At 66.5% G+C, this 17,951-nt stretch carries 15 protein-coding genes and 1 tRNA gene; 11 read left to right on the forward strand and 5 right to left on the reverse strand.

Annotated features, from left to right (window positions below; genetic code table 11):
• Window positions 1-105: 105 nt before the first annotated feature.
• Window positions 106-192 (reverse strand) — tRNA-Leu (locus A8G00_RS15860).
• A 142-nt stretch (window positions 193-334) separates the two neighbouring features.
• On the opposite strand from A8G00_RS15860, the gene A8G00_RS15865 reads away from it, so the two are divergent.
• The 3 genes from A8G00_RS15865 to A8G00_RS15875 all read left to right on the forward strand — a co-directional run bounded on the left by A8G00_RS15865 (window position 335) and on the right by A8G00_RS15875 (window position 2,249).
• Window positions 335-1,090 carry a carboxylesterase gene (locus tag A8G00_RS15865; RefSeq protein ID WP_044660561.1) on the forward strand — a complete coding sequence of 252 codons (756 nt, stop codon included), beginning with the start codon at window positions 335-337 and terminating at the stop codon, window positions 1,088-1,090.
• A complete protein-coding gene (locus A8G00_RS15870; protein WP_044660562.1) occupies window positions 1,090-1,962 on the forward strand; it encodes a tetratricopeptide repeat protein in 873 nt (290 codons plus the stop codon). Before A8G00_RS15865 ends, A8G00_RS15870 begins: the two co-directional genes overlap by 1 nt.
• A 77-nt stretch (window positions 1,963-2,039) precedes the next feature.
• Window positions 2,040-2,249, forward strand: coding sequence for a hypothetical protein (locus A8G00_RS15875; RefSeq protein ID WP_103001109.1), 210 nt, complete (start codon window positions 2,040-2,042; stop codon window positions 2,247-2,249).
• Between the two features lie 3 nt (window positions 2,250-2,252).
• Here the strand turns inward: A8G00_RS15875 and A8G00_RS15880 are convergent, their stop codons facing one another.
• Window positions 2,253-2,957 carry an SIMPL domain-containing protein gene (locus tag A8G00_RS15880; RefSeq protein ID WP_103001110.1) on the reverse strand — a complete coding sequence of 235 codons (705 nt, stop codon included), beginning with the start codon at window positions 2,955-2,957 and terminating at the stop codon, window positions 2,253-2,255.
• 103 nt (window positions 2,958-3,060) lie between these two features.
• On the opposite strand from A8G00_RS15880, the gene A8G00_RS15885 reads away from it, so the two are divergent.
• Genes A8G00_RS15885 through A8G00_RS15895 form a run of 3 tightly spaced genes read left to right on the forward strand, consistent with a single transcriptional unit; the run spans window position 3,061 to window position 4,692 of the window.
• Window positions 3,061-3,495, forward strand: coding sequence for a VOC family protein (locus tag A8G00_RS15885; RefSeq protein WP_025547971.1), 435 nt, complete (start codon window positions 3,061-3,063; stop codon window positions 3,493-3,495).
• Window positions 3,496-3,498: 3 nt separating this feature from the next.
• Window positions 3,499-4,221 (forward strand): hydroxyacylglutathione hydrolase, encoded by a 723-nt coding sequence (gene gloB / locus A8G00_RS15890; RefSeq protein WP_061935009.1) that lies wholly within the window; start codon window positions 3,499-3,501, stop codon window positions 4,219-4,221.
• A 54-nt stretch (window positions 4,222-4,275) separates the two neighbouring features.
• Window positions 4,276-4,692 (forward strand): hypothetical protein, encoded by a 417-nt coding sequence (locus tag A8G00_RS15895; protein WP_103001111.1) that lies wholly within the window; start codon window positions 4,276-4,278, stop codon window positions 4,690-4,692.
• Window positions 4,693-4,749: 57 nt separating this feature from the next.
• Here A8G00_RS15895 and A8G00_RS15900 read toward each other — a convergent pair whose 3' ends face one another.
• Entirely contained in the window at window positions 4,750-6,528 is a 1,779-nt protein-coding gene (locus A8G00_RS15900; RefSeq protein ID WP_172451874.1) for a long-chain fatty acid--CoA ligase, read from the reverse strand.
• Window positions 6,529-6,793: 265 nt separating this feature from the next.
• Window positions 6,794-7,294, reverse strand: a complete 501-nt coding sequence (locus A8G00_RS15905) for a flavin reductase family protein (protein WP_025547976.1) — start codon at window positions 7,292-7,294, stop codon at window positions 6,794-6,796.
• 167 nt (window positions 7,295-7,461) lie between these two features.
• On the opposite strand from A8G00_RS15905, the gene cofE reads away from it, so the two are divergent.
• From cofE to cofC, 3 genes are read left to right on the forward strand one after another with little or no spacing between them, the layout of a single operon-like run.
• The gene (gene cofE / locus A8G00_RS15910; protein ID WP_103001112.1) at window positions 7,462-8,220 is read left to right on the forward strand and encodes a coenzyme F420-0:L-glutamate ligase; all 759 of its coding nucleotides are present in this window, start codon (window positions 7,462-7,464) and stop codon (window positions 8,218-8,220) included.
• Window positions 8,217-9,152, forward strand: a complete 936-nt coding sequence (gene cofD, locus A8G00_RS15915) for a 2-phospho-L-lactate transferase (protein ID WP_103001113.1) — start codon at window positions 8,217-8,219, stop codon at window positions 9,150-9,152. Before cofE ends, cofD begins: the two co-directional genes overlap by 4 nt.
• Window positions 9,153-9,157: 5 nt before the next feature.
• Entirely contained in the window at window positions 9,158-9,736 is a 579-nt protein-coding gene (cofC, locus tag A8G00_RS15920; protein WP_103001129.1) for a 2-phospho-L-lactate guanylyltransferase, read from the forward strand.
• A gap of 194 nt (window positions 9,737-9,930) precedes the next feature.
• On the opposite strand, the gene A8G00_RS15925 is transcribed toward cofC, so the two are convergent.
• Window positions 9,931-12,192 (reverse strand): NADP-dependent malic enzyme, encoded by a 2,262-nt coding sequence (locus tag A8G00_RS15925; protein WP_103001114.1) that lies wholly within the window; start codon window positions 12,190-12,192, stop codon window positions 9,931-9,933.
• 283 nt (window positions 12,193-12,475) lie between these two features.
• Here A8G00_RS15925 and mutS point away from each other — a divergent pair, with 283 nt between their 5' ends.
• Together mutS and A8G00_RS15935 are read left to right on the forward strand one after the other, a co-directional pair.
• Window positions 12,476-15,127 carry a DNA mismatch repair protein MutS gene (gene mutS, locus A8G00_RS15930; protein ID WP_103001115.1) on the forward strand — a complete coding sequence of 884 codons (2,652 nt, stop codon included), beginning with the start codon at window positions 12,476-12,478 and terminating at the stop codon, window positions 15,125-15,127.
• A gap of 9 nt (window positions 15,128-15,136) precedes the next feature.
• A complete protein-coding gene (locus A8G00_RS15935) occupies window positions 15,137-17,896 on the forward strand; it encodes a [protein-PII] uridylyltransferase (RefSeq protein WP_103001116.1) in 2,760 nt (919 codons plus the stop codon).
• Window positions 17,897-17,951 lie beyond the last annotated feature (55 nt).

The following is a 17,951-nucleotide window of genomic DNA, read 5'->3' on the forward strand; positions in this document are numbered from 1 at the left end:
GGCCTGATGATGGGCCATTTTCCCGTAGCAGTTTGGGGTAGCAGATGCTCTCTGGGGACCGTTTTTTGGGCGATCCCCGAGAGATTTCAAGCACTTGAGAAGTGCTGGTGCCCAGAAGAGGACTCGAACCTCCACGACCTTGCGATCGCCAGCACCTGAAGCTGGTGCGTCTACCAATTCCGCCATCTGGGCACGGGGTAGGAGCGCGCAACTAGCCGCTGGCCGGGGGGCTGTCAATCACGGCAGGCGCATTATTTTTTATTTTTCTGGTTTCCAGGCCAAGAGCTTTTTACGGGCCTTTTTCAGGCCCCTGCCGTTGAACCGGAGAAATAGCATGGATCGTCCCGACGTCGCGCCGCCCGCCTTTCACCCTCGGCCGGACGGGTTGCGGCTGGCCTGTCGGCACCGGCCCGGCACCGCCCCCACGATCGTCTTCCTGCCCGGCTACATGTCCGACATGGAAGGCGGCAAGGCGGTTGCGCTGGACGGTTGGGCGCAGGATCAGGGCCGGGCGATGCTGCGGCTCGATTATGCCGGCAATGGCGCGAGCGAGGGACGGTTCGAGGATGGCACGCTGGCGAGTTGGCGCGACGATGCGCTGCTGCTGATCGATTCCCTGACCCAGGGGCCGGTGGTGCTGGTGGGATCTTCCATGGGCGGCTGGCTGGCGCTGCTGATCGCGCTGGCCCGGCCGGAGCGGGTGGCGGGGCTGGTCGGCATCGCGGCGGCGCCCGATTTCACCGAATGGGGCTTTACCGACGCGGACAAGGCCCTGCTGGCGACGGAAGGACGGATCGTCGAACCGACCCCTTATGGCGATAACCCCTATGTCACCACCTTGGCCTTCTGGGAATCGGGCCAGTCGCTGCGGCTGCTGGAGGGGGAGATCGCGATCGATTGCCCGGTGCGGCTGTTGCAGGGGCAGGCCGACCCCGACGTGCCCTGGCGAACAGCGTTGCGGATCGCGGAGCGGCTGCGTTCATCCGATGTGCAGACGCTGCTGATTAAGGATGGCGACCATCGCCTTTCCCGCGACCCGGACATCGCCCTGCTGATCCGGACCGTCTCCAGCCTGTTGGACAGCCTCTGATGCCCTTCCTCTTCCTCCCGCTGCTGCTGCTCGCCCCGCAGGCCTATGATCCGGAGGTCGAGGCGGTGATGAACCGCAAGAGGAAGGAAAAGGCGGAAGCGGCGGCTTCTGCGTCGGCCGCTCCGGCGCGGTCAGGAGCAGGAGCGAGTGAGGGCCGCATTCCGGTGCCGGACAAATATGCGGCGAAATTCCAGGCCTGCCTGGACCAGGCGGTGGAGGCGCCGGACAAGGGCGTCGCCTTCGCTCAGCAATGGCGGATCGACGGCGGTAGCTTCTATGCGCGCAACTGCATGGGCTTTGCCTATGCCCGCGCCGAACGCTGGGCGCCCGCCATCGTCGCCTTCGAACAGGGGGCGGACGAAGCCGAACGCAATGGCGAAATGGTGCAGAGCGGCCGGCTCTGGGCGCAGGCCGGCAATGCCGCGCTGGCTGGTGGCGACGCCGCCAAGGCGCGGGACGATTTCGACGCGGCGCTGGCGCGTGGGTTGCCCGACGGTCTGGAGAAGGGCGAGGTCCATCTGGACCGCGCCCGCGCGCTGGTGGCGCTGAACGATGTGAAGGGCGCCCGCGCTTCGCTCGATGCGGCGCTGGATCAGGTGCCGCGGGACCCGCTGGCCTGGCTGCTTTCGGCCACGCTGGCCCGGCGATCGGGGGAAATGAAGCTGGCGCAGGCGCATATCGCGCGGGCGGTGCAGCTTTCGCCCGACGATGCTTCCGTCGCGCTGGAGGAAGGCAATATCGCCATCCTCACCGATCATGAGGATGTGGCCCGTTCCGCCTGGCAGCGGGCGGTGAAGCTGGCGGCGGAAGCGCCGGCGGGAAAGGCGGCCGCCGACAATCTTTCCCGCCTGCCGCCGAAGCCCGCCCGCTGAAGGGCGACCAAGGAACCTCCGCCCGCCATTCTCCGTTGGCCCGCCAGGCGGGACGCGAAGGGATAAGGAGCATGAGGATGCCGGATCGTCATGGAAAGTTCGCGGCGCTGGGCCTGCTGGCCGCGGGCGCGCTGGCGCTGACCGCCTGTTCGCATGGCGCGACGCGCGGCGGGCTGATCGGCGGCGCGGGCGGCGCCGTGGTGGGCTCCGCCACCGGCCTTGGCACGGTGGAGGGCGCTGTGATCGGCGGCGCTGCCGGTGCGATCATCGGCGACGACCAGGATTGATGGCTATTTGAGGTAAAAGTCGACGGTCGTGACGACGCGCACCTTCTTATAGGGTGTGTCGCTCGACCCGTCGGCTTCGCCATCACGTGCTTCGATCGAGAAATAGCCTTGCGTCGCGCTCTTGATGCCGCCGACGCTCGCCCCGCTGTTGCGGGCGAACTGCTCGGCGGCGGCGCGGGCATCCCTGGTCGCGGCGGCGACCATCCGGGGCTTCACGTCGTTGAGCCTTGTGAAACTGTAGCGCATGCCCGACCCCTCCTGCAGCGTGACGCCCCGCCGGACCAGATCAAATTGCTGCGCCACGGCGCGCTGGGCGCGGGGAATGTCGGTGGTGCGCAGCAACATCCGCTGGGTGATGGTGATCGTGTTGACGCCATTGTTGATATATTGGTTGACCCCGGCGCCGGTGGCGGTCAGCGCATCCGGCCTGAAGCCGAGGCCGGCGAAATAGGCGCGCAGTTCGCGGGTGTTATTGTCGATCTCCGCCCGGACAGCGGGCAGGTCGAAACCGGTGGCGGAATAGCTGATCGACCAGGTGGCGAGGTCCGCGGTCACATCCCTTTCCGCCAGTCCGCGCACGGTGACGGATCGGTCCGCCGCCTTCGCCCGCTTGAGCCCGTCGCCCAGCAGATAGCCGCCGCCGACCATGCTGAGCGCCAGAACGGCCGCGCAGCCCATGAAAAGCTTGTCATGATAAGTTAAGGCCATGCCTGCCTCCCTCTTCCGTCGAAGCCCGACGCATCTTATCTTGGAAGCGTCTTAGGTCTTCAGAGATGAACCGTTGCTTTATGGCGACGAATGGAGTGATTTCTTGCCCAAATATCTGCACACGATGATCCGCGTGACCGACATCGACCGCACCGTCGACTTCTTCCGCCTGCTTGGCCTGGAGGAGCAGAAGCGCATCGACAATGCGCAGGGGCGGTTCACGCTGGTCTTCCTCGCCGCGCCCGGCGATGAAGAGGCGCAGGTCGAACTGACCTATAACTGGCCGGCGGAGGACGGTACGCCGCCGGAGGTCTATGGCGGCGGACGCAATTTCGGGCATCTCGCCTATCGGGTCGAGAATATCTACGAGACCTGCCAGCGGCTGATGGACGCGGGCGTCACCATCAACCGGCCGCCGCGCGACGGTCACATGGCCTTCGTGCGGACGCCGGACAATATCTCGATCGAACTGTTGCAGGACGGACATCTTGATCCGGCCGAACCCTGGGCATCGATGCCCAATGTGGGAGCCTGGTAGGCCATGCTGGAGGTCGTCCGCATACCCGTTCTCAGCGACAATTATGTCTGGCTGCTGCATGACGACGCCAGCGGGGAGACTGTGGCCGTCGATCCCGCCGTGGCGGAGCCGGTGCTGGAAGCAGCCCGGCAGAGGGGTTGGACCATCGGCCAGATCTGGAACACCCACTGGCATGGCGACCATGTCGGCGGCAATGCGGCGATCAAGGCGGCGACGGGCTGCATCATCACCGGCCCGGCGGCGGAGGCGGAGAAGATCGGCACGCTGGACCGCACGGTGCGGGAGGGCGATAGCGTCCGCATCGGCGCCCATCAGGCCACCGTGCTGGAGGTGCCAGCCCATACCGCCGGGCATATCGCCTATCATCTGGCCGACGACCGCCTGATCTTCGTCGGGGACACGCTGTTCGCCATGGGTTGCGGCCGGCTGTTCGAGGGAACGGCGGCGCAGATGTTCGCCAATATGCAGCGCTTCGCTGCCCTGCCCGACGATACGGCCGTCTATTGCGCGCATGAATATACGCAGTCGAACGGCCGCTTCGCCCTGACGGTGGAGCCGGACAACGCCGCCTTGCGCGCCCGCATGGGGGATGTCGACGCGGCGCGTTCGCGGGGAGAGGCCACGGTGCCGACCAGCATCGGGCAGGAACGCGCAACCAATGTCTTCATGCGCGCCCGCGATGTCGCGCAACTGGCCGAACGGCGCGCGGCGAAGGATGCGGCGTGACGGTTTTCGCGCTGCTTTGTCGTCCTGCAAGCGGGACGAATGAGGAGAGATGCCATGCGTCCATGGATGTTGCGTTCCAGCCTGTGCCTGGCCCCGCTGCTGCTGGCCGGATGTTCGGACAGCTATGAGCCGCCCAGGCTGACCGAAAAACAGACCAGCGAGCTGGAACGGGCCCTGGCGGGCAAGGTGCCGGGCGAAAGGACGAGCTGCGTCAATCGGGAATCCCAGTCCAATCTGACGGCCATCAGCAACAGCGTCCTGCTCTACCGGGTCAGCCGGCGGCTGGTCTACCGCAACGACCTGATCGGCAGCTGTTCCGGGCTGTCGCGCGGCGACACGCTGATCATCAGGACCTGGGGATCGCAATATTGCCGCGGGGACCAGTTGACCAGCGCCGACCTGATGACCGGCATGGCGACGGGAAATTGCGCGCTGGGTGACTTCATCCCCTATCGCGCGCCGTCGAAATAGGGTTGCTTCCTTATGGCGTCCTGGTCCTGCAAAGGCAGGAACAGGATCAGCCAGGCTTCACCCCTTGTACAGCGCGTCGAGCCGTTCCTGATAGCGGGCGCGGATGACGTGGCGGCGGATCTTCATCGACGGCGTCATCTCGCTATTGTCGATGGTGAAGGGCTCATCCGCCAGGATGAACCGCCGCACCCGTTCGATCACGGACAGGTCGTCATTCACCCGGTCGACCGCCGCGCGCAGCGCCGCCTGATAGGCGGGATCGGCCGCGATCCCTTCAACATTCCGTCCCTGCGCCAGCGCCCATTCCCGCGTCCATTCGGCATCGGGCACCAGCAGACCCACCAGATGCGGGCGGCGGTCGCCATAGACCATCGCCTGCCCGATCTCCGGCTGGAGCGTCAGCATGCCCTCCACCTTCTGCGGCGAGACATTGTCGCCCTTGTCGTTGACGATCAGGTCCTTCTTGCGGTCGGTGATGCGGATGCGGCCCTTTTCATCGATCTCCCCGATGTCGCCGGTGTGGAGCCAGCCATTTTGCAGCGCCTTCTCCGTTTCCGCGGGATTGCGCCAATAGCCGTGCATCACCAGTTCGCCGCGCACGAGAATCTCGCCATCCTCCGCGATCCGCACCTCCACCCCGTCGAGCGGCGGGCCGACCGTGTCCATCGCGATCCCGGCGCGGGGGCGGTTGCAACTGATCACCGGCCCCGCCTCGGTCTGGCCATAACCCTGGAGCAGCGTCAGCCCCATCGCGTCGAAGAACAGGCCGACATCCGGATTGAGCGGCGCCCCGCCCGACACCAGCGCCTTCATCCGCCCGCCGAAGCGCGCCGCGATCTTCGGCTTCAGCGTGCGCGCCAGCAGCGCCTTCATCGGCAGGTCGAGCAGCGATTTTTGCCCGCGCTGTTCCCTGGCCGCGATGCGCAGCGCCTGGCCCAGCAGATAGGTGGGGAATTTGCCCTGCTTCTCGACCGACTTGATGATGCGGGCGCGCAGCACTTCGAACAGGCGGGGGACGACGACCATGATCGTCGGCCGCGCCTCCTCGATATTGCTGGCGAGTTTTTCCAGCCCTTCCGCATAATAGATCTGCCCCGCCGCCATGATCGGCAGGAACTGGCCGCCGCTATGTTCATAGGCGTGGGACAGCGGCAGGAAGGACAGGAACACCTCTTCGTCCCGGCCGAAATCCTCCTCCAGCAACTTGTCCGCCCCCTCGATATTGCAGAGGATGGCGCCATGATGCTGCATCACCCCGCGCGGCGCGCCGCCGGTGCCGCTGGTGTAGATGATGCAGGCCAGATCGTCGCGCTTCGCCGTCTGGCCAGCGGCGCAGGCATCGATGTCGGTGGGATAATGGGCGATCAGGTCGCTCCACAAATGGCAGGCGACATGACCCTGCATGCCGCGCAACGGCTCCATGCCGATGACGAAGCTCGCCTGCGACCGCAGCACGGCTGGCATCAGGTTCTGCGCCAGCCTGGCGGTGGAGACGATGACGGCCCGGGCGCCGCTGTCGGTCAGGATATGCTGGTGATCGCGCGTGGTGTTGGTGGTGTAGGTCGGCACGGTGACGCAGCCCGCGGCCATGATGGCAAGGTCCGCGATGCAGAATTCCGGCCGGTTCTCGCTGACCAGCATCACCGGATCGCCGGGCCTCAATCCCTGCGCCTGCAATGCGCTGGCCAGTGCGGCGACGTCATGGGCGACTTCGGTCCAGCTCAGCGACTTCCATTGGCCAGCCACCTTGCGCCAGAGGAAGGGCGTGTCCCCCATCGCCTTGGCGCGGGCGAAGAACATGGTCACCAGATTGGGAAAACGCTCGATCGCGCTCAAAACGGCATCTCCTCATTCGCGGCGCGTCTTCGGCGCGCCTATCCGCCTGCCCGGCAGGCTATACCCTCGCCGTGCCGTAACGGCCATGATTTTTCGTGGGTTTTCGGAGATCCCCTCCGGGTCGCGGGGAGATGCGATTCAGCGGCGGCAATGGGGGATGGAAAGCGTACATGCGCTTCCATAGGGCCGGCCATGGTCCTGCGCAGGATCATGGCGCGCTGGGGGCCGGTCCCAGTGTTCCCCCGCACAACGCTGATCGACAGGATCAGCTCAGATGAGCGAACTCGCCATAGCCGCCCTGGAAGAAGAGCAGCGGCTTGCCCGGCGTTTCCACCTCCAGCGCGATGACCCGGCCCAGCACGATATAATGGTCGCCCGCTTCATGCACCGCTTCGAGCCGGCAGTCGATCCAAGCCACCACCCCATCCAGGATCGGCGAGCCATTGGCGGAGACGCGATGCGTCACCCCGGCGAACTTGTCGTTCGCGCCCTTGGCCGAAAATTGCTGGCAAAGCGGCTTCTGGTCGCTGGCGAGGATGTTGACGCAGAATTTCCCCGCCCTTTCGATCCGCGGCCAGCTCAGCGAATTCTTGGCAGGGAAAAAGGCGACCAGCGGCGGATCGAGCGAAACGGAGGTGAAGGAACCGACGACCATGCCGGTGGGCGCATGATCGTCCTCCACCGCCGTCACCACGCAGACCCCCGTGGGATAATGCCCCAGCACACGGCGGAAAGTGCCGCTGTCGAAGGCGATGGCCTCGCTCATGCGCGGACGCCCTGAAGGGGAAAAATATCGTCACTGATCTTCATCGTCGCCTCTCTTCCAGACTCGGCCGGGGCATGGCAAGCGAATCCCGCTGATAAGCTCATGAGTTTCCTTTTCCGGGAAATCGCAATGCTACCTTAACCGGCAATTGCACGCTACAGCACGGCATGATCTCGATTCATCCGCTATGCGATATTCCTGAAATCCGGGCCGGCGACGATCTGGCGGCGGTGCTGCGCGACAGTCTGGCGAAGGCGGGCCTGTGGCCGCTCCAGGCCGGCGATGTGCTGGTCGTGACGCAGAAGATCCTGTCCAAGGCGGAAGGACGGATGGTCGCGCTGGACAGCGTCGAGCCGGGCGCGCAGGCGCTGGAGCTGGCCGCCACGACGCGCAAGGACCCCCGGCTGGTCGAACTGGTGCTGCGCGAAAGCAGCAGCGTGGTGCGCGCGGTGCCCCATGTGCTGATCACCCGCCACCGGCTGGGCCATGTGATGGCGAACGGCGGCATCGACCGGTCCAATATCGGGCCGGGGGAGGAAGATCGCGCATTGCTGCTGCCGCTCGATCCCGACGGATCGGCGCGCGGCCTGCTGGCGGCGCTGGCGGGGGCCGAGGCGGCCGGGATCGGCATCGTCGTTTCCGACAGTTTCGGACGGCCATGGCGCCACGGCGTGGTGGGCGTCGCGATCGGCGCTGCGGGATTGCCCGCGCTGGTCGACCGCCGCGGCGAGGAGGATCGGGACGGACGGCGGCTGGAGGTGACGCAGATCGCGCTGGCCGACCAGATCGCCACCGCCGCAACGCTGGTGACGGGCGAGGGCGCGGAAAGCGTGCCCGCCGCCCTGCTGCGCGGCGTGGCCCTGCCCGAAGGAGATGCAGGCGCGGGCGCGCTGGTCCGCCCGCTGGAAGAGGATCTGTTCCGGTGAGCGGCCGCATCGTCGTTCTGACCGGGGGGGTCGGCGGCGCCAAGCTGGTGCTGGGGCTGATGCAGGTCTGCCCGCCGGAGGACATCACCGCCATCGTCAACACGGGGGACGATTTCCGTCATCTCGGGCTGGCGATCTCTCCCGACATCGACACGCTGCTCTATACCCTGTCGGGCAGGGCCAATGCCGCGCAGGGCTGGGGCCGCGAGGGTGAGACATGGAGCTTCATGGACGCGCTCGAATCGCTGGACGGCGAGGACTGGTTCCTGCTGGGCGACGGCGACATGGCGCTGCATGTGCTGCGGTCGCACATGCTGGCGTCGGGCGAAACGTTGAGCGCGGTGACGGCTCGTTTTGCGACGGCCTGGGACCTTGGCCTCAAGATATTGCCGATGAGCGACGATGCCGTGGCCACCCATGTCTCCACCGATGCGGGCGACCTCCCCTTCCAGCGCTATTTCGTCGAGCAGCGCTGCGTCCCGGCGGTCCGGGCGATCCGCTTCGAGGGCGCGGAGCAAGCGCATCCTGCGCCCGGCGTGATCAAGGCGATCAGCGATCCCGCAACCCGCGCCATAGTGATCGCGCCGTCCAATCCCTGGCTGAGCGTCGACCCGATTCTGGCGGTGCCCGGCATCCGCGAAGCGTTGGCGGCAAGAAAGGCGCCGGTCGTCGCGGTGTCACCGATCGTCGGCGGGCAGGCGGTCAAGGGACCGACCGCCAAGCTGATGGGCGAGTTGGGACTGGGCGTCACCAACCAGGCCATTGCCGCCCATTATGAAGGCGTCATCGACGCGCTGCTGGTCGACGTCCGCGACGGGGGCGAAGGGCTGGATATCGCCCATGCCGTCACCGACACGCTGATGAAGACGCTGGACGACCGCGCCCGGGTGGCGCGGGCGGCGCTGGATCTGGCCGAACGGATCGCCGGTTGACGGTCATGAACTGCTGGATCGTCATCCCGGTCAAGGCGCCCGCCGCCTGCAAGACGCGGCTGGCGCCTGTTTTGGACGAAACCGGACGGCGCAATCTGGTGGCGGAGATGCTGCACCGCACGGTGGGGGCTGCGGCGGAAGTGGTCGGGATGGAAAGGCTGCGGCTGCTGGGGCCGTCGCGGCATGGACTGCCGGAGAGCATAGGCTTGCTCGATGATCCGGGCGGCGGCCTTAACCCTGCCGTGACGAGCGCCCGCGATGCGGCATTGGGGGCAGGAGTCGAGCGGCTGCTGTTCCTCTCGGCCGACCTGCCGCTGGTCGAGGCAGCGGATGTGGCGGCGCTGCTGGACGCCCCCGGCATTGCGGCCGCGCCCGATGTCCATGGGCGGGGAACCAATGCATTGTCCTTGCCTCTGCCGCGAGCGGCGGATTTCCAGTTCCATTATGGCCAGGGCAGTTTCTCGGCGCACAGGGCGGAAGCGGAACGGCTTGGTTTGATGTTCTCGCCGGTCGTCCGGCGCGGTCTGGGCTTCGACATCGACCAGCCGGACGATCTGGCCGACTGGAAAGGGCGCGCGATCTAGGGTGGAAGGCGGACATTCCCCCTCCCGCAGGCGGGAGGGGGTTAGGGGGTGGGCTGGCGCGGCATCTGCGCTGTTTTGCAACGGCTAAGTCAAAAGCTCGCTACGCTCGCACCCACCCCTAACCCCTCCCGTTTACGGGAGGGGAATGTCTTGAATTGGCCACCTCCGGCCAGTCGCTCACACCCGCACTTCCGTCAGATTGCCACACCCGCCGAAGCCAGCACCGCCAGCGTCAGCAGTTCCGAAGCGTTGGACGCCATGGTGGCGATCTGCACCGACTTGTCCATGCCGACCAGCATCGGCCCGATCATGGTCGCGCCGCCCAGTTCGCGCAGCAGCTTGGCCGAGATATTGGCCGACTGAAGCCCCGGCATCACCAGGATATTGGCCGGGCCGGACAGACGGCTGAACGGATAATTCTTCATCACCGTGGGGTTGAGCGCCGCGTCGACGGTCATTTCGCCTTCAAATTCGAAATCGACATTCCGCTCTTCCAGCGCCTTGATCGCGTCGCGCACATTATCGAGGAAGCTGCCCGGCGGGTTGCCGAAATTGGAATAGGACAGGAAGGCGACGCGCGGGTCATGGCCCATGCGGCGGGCGACCGCCACGGTGCCTTCCGCGATGTCCGCCAGTTCCTGCGCCGAGGGGCGCTCATTGACCGTGGTGTCCGCCAGGAACACCGTCTTGTCCTTCGTCACCAGCACATGGATGCCGAAGGGGGTGCGGTCCGCCGCCGGGTCCATCACCCGCTTCACCTCCCGCAGCGTCTGGGCGAAGGGCCGGGTCATGCCGGTGATCATCGCGTCGGCATGGCCCATCTTCACCAGCAGCGAGCCGAAGATGTTGCGGTCGCGATTGACCATCCGCTCGCAGTCGCGGCGCAGATAGCCGCGGCGCTGGAGCCGCTTGTAGAGCGTGTCGACCATCTCCGGCACCAGCGGGGAATTGACGCTGTTGTGCAGTTCGAAGCTTTCCGGGTCCTGCACGCCCAGTTCCTTGAGCTTGTCATAGACATGGCCGCGACCGACCAGCACGGGGATGCCATAGCCCAGCGTGCGGAACTGGATCGCCGCGCGCAGCACCACTTCCTCTTCCGCTTCGGCAAAGACGACGCGCTTGGGATTGGCCTTCGCCACTTCATAGGCAGTGGTGAGGACCGAGGTGGTCGGATTGAGCCGGGCCTTCAACGACTGGCGGTAGGCCGCCATGTCCGCAATCGGCTTCTGCGCAACGCCGGTCTCCATCGCCGCCTGCGCGACGGCGGAGGGGACGACCTCCATCAGACGCGGGTCGAAGGGCGCGGGGATGATGTAATCCGGGCCGAAGCTGTGCGAACGGCCATAGGCCTTGGCCACTTCCTCCGGCACCTGTTCGCGCGCCAGTTCCGCAATCGCCTTGGCGGCGGCGAGCTTCATCGGCTCGTTGATCCCGGTCGCCCGCACGTCGAGCGCGCCGCGGAAGATGAAGGGGAAGCCCAGCACATTGTTGACCTGGTTGGGATAGTCCGACCGGCCGGTGGCGACGATGGCATCGGGGCGCACCGCATGCGCTTCGGGCGGCGAGATTTCCGGGTCGGGGTTCGCCATGGCGAAGATGATCGGCTTGTCGGCCATCGACTTCACCATGTCCTGCGTCATCGCGCCCGCGACAGAGAGGCCCAGGAATACGTCCGCGCCCTTGACCGCTTCGGCCAGGGTGCGGGCGTCGGTCTTCACCGCATGGGCCGACTTCCACTGGTTCATGCCCTCGGTGCGGCCCTGATAGATCACGCCCTTGCTGTCGCACATGATGACATTGTCATGCTGTACGCCCAGCGCCTTGATCAGTTCGGTGCAGGAAATCGACGCCGCGCCAGCGCCGTTCACCACCACCTTCATGTCCTTCATCTCGCGGCCGGTCAGCATCGCCGCATTGATGACGCCCGCCGCCGCGATGATCGCCGTGCCGTGCTGGTCGTCATGGAAGACCGGAATGTTCATCCGCTCCTTCAGCGTCTGTTCGATGATGAAGCATTCCGGCGCCTTGATGTCCTCCAGGTTGATGCCGCCGAAGGTCGGCTCCATCAGCTCGACGGCGTCGATGAACTTGTCGACATCCTCAGTCTTGAGTTCGATGTCGATGGAATCGACGGCGGCGAAGCGCTTGAAGAGGACCGACTTGCCTTCCATCACCGGCTTGGACGCCAGCGCGCCCAGATTGCCGAGGCCCAGGATCGCCGTGCCGTTGGAGATCACCGCGACCAGATTGCCCTTCGCGGTATAGTCATAGGCGGTCGCCGGGTCTTCCGCGATGGCCCGCACCGGCACCGCGACGCCGGGCGAATAGGCGAGCGAAAGATCGCGCTGGGTCGCCATCGGCTTCGACGCGATGATCTCGATCTTGCCGGGGCGGCCGGTCGAGTGGAAGAACAGCGCCTCGCGCTCTGAAAATTCCACATTCGACTTGTCGGTCATGGCTGCACCCACCCCTTGTTTGAAACAATAAGCTCGCCCCATAGGGCGCTCCGGCATTCAGTTCAGGCGGAGCCGAAAAGGGTGATTTTCGAGCATCGGAGCGCAGCATACGCAAGTATGTGCGCACCGAAGCGCAGAAAATCGCGCTTTGCAGGCCCGAATGGGCTGAATGCCGACCGCCCTAGCGGTAAGAATATCTTGTGGGCAAGTGCGAGAAGCGCAATTTTCCTGCTGTTTCTTGCAGCACTGGCATGAGGCCGGGCTTCACGCTATCCGCTGTGCCATGGCGCGAACGATCAACACATCCACGCAACAGGCGACGCCGATGATGGCGCAATATCTTGCGCTGAAGGCGGAGGCGCAGGATTGCCTGCTCTTCTACCGCATGGGCGATTTCTTCGAGCTGTTCTTCGAGGATGCGAAGGCGGCGGCGGCGACGCTGGACATCGCGCTCACCAGCCGGGGCGAGCATGGCGGCGCGCCGATCCCGATGTGCGGCGTGCCGGTGCACAGCGCGGAATCCTATCTGGCGCGGCTGATCAAGGCGGGCCATCGCGTCGCCATCGCGGAGCAGACCGAGACGCCCGCCGAAGCCAAAGCGCGGGGGTCCAAGTCCCTCGTCGCCCGCGCCATCGTCCGTTACGTGACGGCGGGCACGCTGACCGAGGAGACGCTGCTCGACAGCCGGCGCGACAATATGCTGGTGGCGCTGGCGCAGGTCGGCGGCGAGGAGGCGGGGGAATATGGCCTGGCCGCCGCCGACATTTCGACCGGGCGGTTCGAGACGCTGACCCTGCGGGCGGCCGATCTGCCCGCCGAACTGGCGCGGCTGCGGCCAAGCGAGATCGTGCTGCCGGACGGGCTGGAGCTGGAACTGCCGGACTCCCACCCCTTCGACCGCGCGGCCTTTTCCAGCAGCCGGGCCGAAGCAGCGCTGAAACGCCTCTTCGGCGTCGCCACGCTGGACGGATTCGGCCAGTTCGGTCGCGCCGAACTGGCGGCGATGGGCGGCCTGCTCAGCTATCTCGACCATGCAGGCAAGGGCACCCTGCCCTTCCTCGCCCCGCCGATGCGGAAAACCAGCGGCGGGCACGTCGCCATCGACGCCGCGACGCGCGAGAGCCTGGAGATCACCGCCACCATGAGCGGTACGCGGGCGGGCAGCCTGCTCGGCGCTGTCGACCGGACCGTCACGGGTGCAGGCGCCCGATTGCTGGCGCAGGACCTGTCCGCGCCGTTGATGGACCAGGCCGGGATCGAAGCGCGGCTGGGCCTGGTGCAACTGTTCCATGACGACAGCATGCTGCGCGACCAGTTGCGCGTGGCGCTGCGGGCCTTGCCCGACATCGGCCGCGCCTTGGGCCGTCTCGCGATGGGCCGGGGAAGCCCCCGCGATCTTGGCCAATTGCGCGACGGGCTTGGCGAGGCGCGGCTGTTGCGGGAGCGGCTGGGCCGCCTGCCCGACCAGCCCTTGCTGCTGGCGCAACTCCTTCCCTCGCTCGACGGCCATGGCGCGCTGGTCGACAGCCTGTCCCGCGCCCTCGTCCCCAGCCCGCCGACCGAGACCGCCAATGGCGGCTATATCGCGGACGGCTATGACGCCGCGCTGGACGAGTTGCGCCGCCTCGCCGGGGACGGCCGCCGCGCCATCGCCGCGCTGGAGGCGAAATATCGCGAGCAGACCGGCATCGCCTCGCTCAAGATCCGGCATAATGGCGTTCTGGGCTATCATGTCGAGGTGCCCGCCCGCGCCGCCGACCAGTTGATGCAGCCCGACAGCGGCTTCACCCATCGCCAGACGCTGGCCGGGGTGGTGCGCTTCAATTCGGTCGACCTGCACGAACAGGCGAGCCGCGTGGCGCAGGCAGGCGCCCACGCGCTGGTGGCGGAAGCCGCGCATCTGGAAGACCTTGTCGAAGCCACCCTCGCCCGCAAGGCGGAGATCGCCCGCGCCGCCGATGCCCTTGCCCGGCTCGACGTGGCGGCGGCGCTGGCGGAACGCGCCGCGGAGGGCGGCTGGCAACGGCCCCATTTCGTCGCGCAGGATGGCGAAGGCCCCTGCCTGGAAATCGTCGGCGGCCGTCATCCGGTGGTCGAGGACGCGCTGCGCCGCGATGGTCAGCCCTTCGTCGCCAATGATTGCCGGCTGTCGGCCGGGGACCGGCTGTGGCTCGTCACCGGACCCAATATGGGCGGTAAATCCACCTTCCTGCGGCAGAATGCGATCATCGTGATCCTTGCGCAGGCAGGCGCCTATGTGCCCGCCGCGTCCGCGACCCTGACGCTGGTCGACCGGCTGTTCAGCCGCGTCGGCGCATCGGACAATCTGGCCAAGGGCCGCTCCACCTTCATGGTCGAGATGGTCGAAACCGCCGCCATCCTTGCCCAGGCGACCGAGCGAAGCTTCGTCATCCTCGATGAAGTCGGACGCGGCACGTCGACCTATGACGGGTTGGCGCTGGCATGGGCGGTGGTGGAGGCGGTGCATGAGGTCAATCGCTGCCGCTGCCTGTTTGCGACCCATTATCATGAACTGACCCGGCTGGCGGAAACCCTTGCCTCGCTCTCGCTCCACCATGTCCGTGCGCGGGAATGGAAGGGCGATCTGGTCCTGCTGCACGAGGTGGCGGAGGGCCCTGCGGACCGCAGCTATGGCCTGGCGGTGGCGCGGCTGGCCGGGCTTCCACCCGCCGTCCTGAAGCGCGCCAAGGACGTCCTCTCCCGCCTTGAAGCGGGCAAGGCCAGGACCGGCGGCATCGCGGCGGGGCTGGACGACCTGCCCCTCTTCGCCGCCGCCACGGCTCAGGTGGAGGAAAAGGTCGATCCCCTGCGCGCCGCGCTGGATGGCATCGACGCCGACGCGCTCTCGCCCCGGGAGGCGCTGGACCAACTCTACCGGCTCAAGCAACTGGCAGCAGCCGGTCAGGAAGACTAGATAAGCCTTATGGTCATGCAGTTTCCGAAATTGGGGTCCAGGCGCGCGATCATCGACCGGCGCGCCATTTCCGACCGCATCGCCGCCCTGGCGCAGGAGCATCGGGGCGACCAGATCAAGCTGCGCGGCCTGATCGTGAAGGAACTGAAGGACGCACTGGACGCCGGGCGGGAGGATGTCGCCCGCCGCCTCAGCCAGAGGCCGACCCGAGGGCGGGAGGCCGTGACCGCCTTTGCCTTCCTGATCGACCAGATCCTGCGCCTGCTCTACGACGCGACAACCCATCACCTCTACCCGGCGGGCAACCGCAGCACCGGCGAGCGGATCGTGCTGATCGCGGTCGGCGGTTATGGCCGGGGCGAGATGGCGCCGCACAGCGATGTCGACATCGGCTTCATCACCCCGTGGAAGCCCACCGGCTGGACCGAGCAGGTCATCGAATCCATGCTCTATTCGCTGTGGGATCTGGGGCTGAAGGTCGGCCATAGCAGCCGTTCCATCGATGAGACGATCCGCATGGCGAAGGCGGACCTGACCGTGCGCACCGCCCTGCTGGAGGCGCGCTACATCTGGGGCGACCGCGCCCTGTATGAGGAGATCAGCACCCGTTTCGACGCCGATGTGATGCAGGGCACAGCCCGCGCCTTCGTCACCGAAAAGCTGGAGGAACGGGACGAACGGCACAAGCGCATGGGCGACAGCCGCTATGTCGTCGAACCCAATGTGAAGGAGGGCAAGGGCGGCCTGCGCGACCTGCACACGCTGTTCTGGATCGGCAAATATGTGAACCGGGTGAAGTCGGTGGCGGAACTGGTCGATGTCGGCCTGCTGACCGAAACCGAACTGCGCCAGTTCCAGAAGGCGGAGGATTTCCTCTGGGCGGTGCGCTGCCATTTGCACATGATCACGGGGCGGGCGGAGGACCGGCTGACCTTCGACCTGCAACTCGAAACCGCCACCCGCATGCATTTCACCGGACGCGCCGGGCGGTCGGGCGTGGAGCGCTTCATGCGCTATTATTTCCTGAACGCGAAGACGGTGGGCGACCTGACCGCGGTGTTCCTCGCCCATCTGGACGACCAGATGGCGGAGCGGGGGCGTCGCTATATCCCCAGCTTCTTCCGCCGCCCGAAGAAGCTGGACGGCTTCGTGCTGGATCGCGGGCGGCTGGCGCTGCCTAACGATCATTTCTTCCAGGACGATCCGGTCCGCTTGCTGGAAATCTTCGCGCTCGCCGACAGGCATGGCCTCGCCATCCATCCCAGCGCCATGCGCGCCGCCAGCCGCGACGCCAGCCTGATCACCGCCAAGGTGCGCCGCGATCCCCGCGCCAACGCCGCTTTCATGGAGGTGCTGACCAGCCCCCGCGACCCGGAAACCGTGCTGCGCTGGATGAACGAGTCCACGGTCTTCGGCCGCTTCATCCCCGATTTCCGCCGCGTCGTGGCGCAGATGCAGTTCGACATGTACCACCATTATACGGTGGACGAGCATACGATCCGCGCCGTCGGCCTGCTGGCGCGGATCGAAAAGGGCGAACTGAGCCAGGATCATCCGCTGGCGGCGGACCTGATGGGCAAGCTGCTGTCGCGCCGCGTCCTCTATGTCGCGGTGCTGCTGCACGACATCGCCAAGGGGCGCGGCGGCGACCACAGCATATTGGGCGCGGAAGTGGCGGACCATCTCTGCCCGCGCCTGGGCCTGACACCGGCGGAGACGGAGACCGTGTCCTGGCTGGTGCTGCACCATCTGCTGATGTCGGCCACCGCCTTCAAGCGCGACCTGGCCGATTACAAGACGATCCTCGATTTCGTCGACGTGGTGCAGAGTCCGGAACGGTTGCGGCTGTTGCTGTGCCTGACCGTGGTCGACATCCGCGCCGTCGGACCCGGCGTCTGGAACAGCTGGAAACGGCAATTGCTGGGCGATCTCTACGAGGCGGCCGAAGAAGTGCTGCGCCTCGGCCACAAGCAGAAGGGCCGCAGCGAACGCGTCACCGCCAAGCAGCAGGCGCTGCGTCAGGCGCTGGGCCTGTCCGAAGCCGATTTCGAGAAGCTGCGCAAGCGGCTGCCGGAAAGCTACTGGATCGCGGAGCCGGAGGACATCCTCATCCACAATGCGCAGCATATATTGGAGGCGGGCGATTCCCCGCTCTCCATCGCCGCGCAATATTATCCGCAGCGCGGCGCGACGCTGGTGACGGTCTATGCCGCCGACCATCCGGGGCTGTTCTACCGGATCGCGGGCGCCATCCATCTGGCGGGCGGCAACATCATCGACGCGCGCATCCATACGACTCGCGACGGCGTCGCCATCGACAATTTCCTGGTGCAGGACCCGCTGGGCGGCGCCTTCCACAGCCCCGACCAATTGACGCGCATCCGCAAGGCGATCGAGGACTCCCTCGCCAACCGGCACCGCATGATCACCAAGCTGGAGGCGCGCCCCCTGCCCCGCACCCGCGCGGAGGCCTTCCGCATCGAACCCAATGTGCTGATCGACAACAAGGCGTCGAACCGCTTCACCGTGATCGAGGTGAATGCGCGGGATCGCCCGGCGCTGCTGTTCAGCCTCGCCAACGCGCTGTTCCAGTCGAAGGTGACGGTGCACAGCGCCCATGTCGCCACCTATGGCGAGCGGGCGGTGGATACCTTCTACGTCACCGACCTGCTGGCCGGGAAGATCGAGAGCAGGGCGCGGCTGCAGACGCTGGAACGGCGGCTGCTGGAAGCGGCAGGCGGTGAGGTGGCGGAACTGGAGCGGGCTTAGGAAGACCCGCCTCCCCCGACCACCTCGTCATCCCCGCCTTCGCGGAAGGACGAAC

It is taken from the genome of Sphingobium sp. SA916 (genome assembly GCF_002894065.1).
In the GTDB taxonomy this organism is placed as follows: domain Bacteria; phylum Pseudomonadota; class Alphaproteobacteria; order Sphingomonadales; family Sphingomonadaceae; genus Sphingobium; species Sphingobium fuliginis.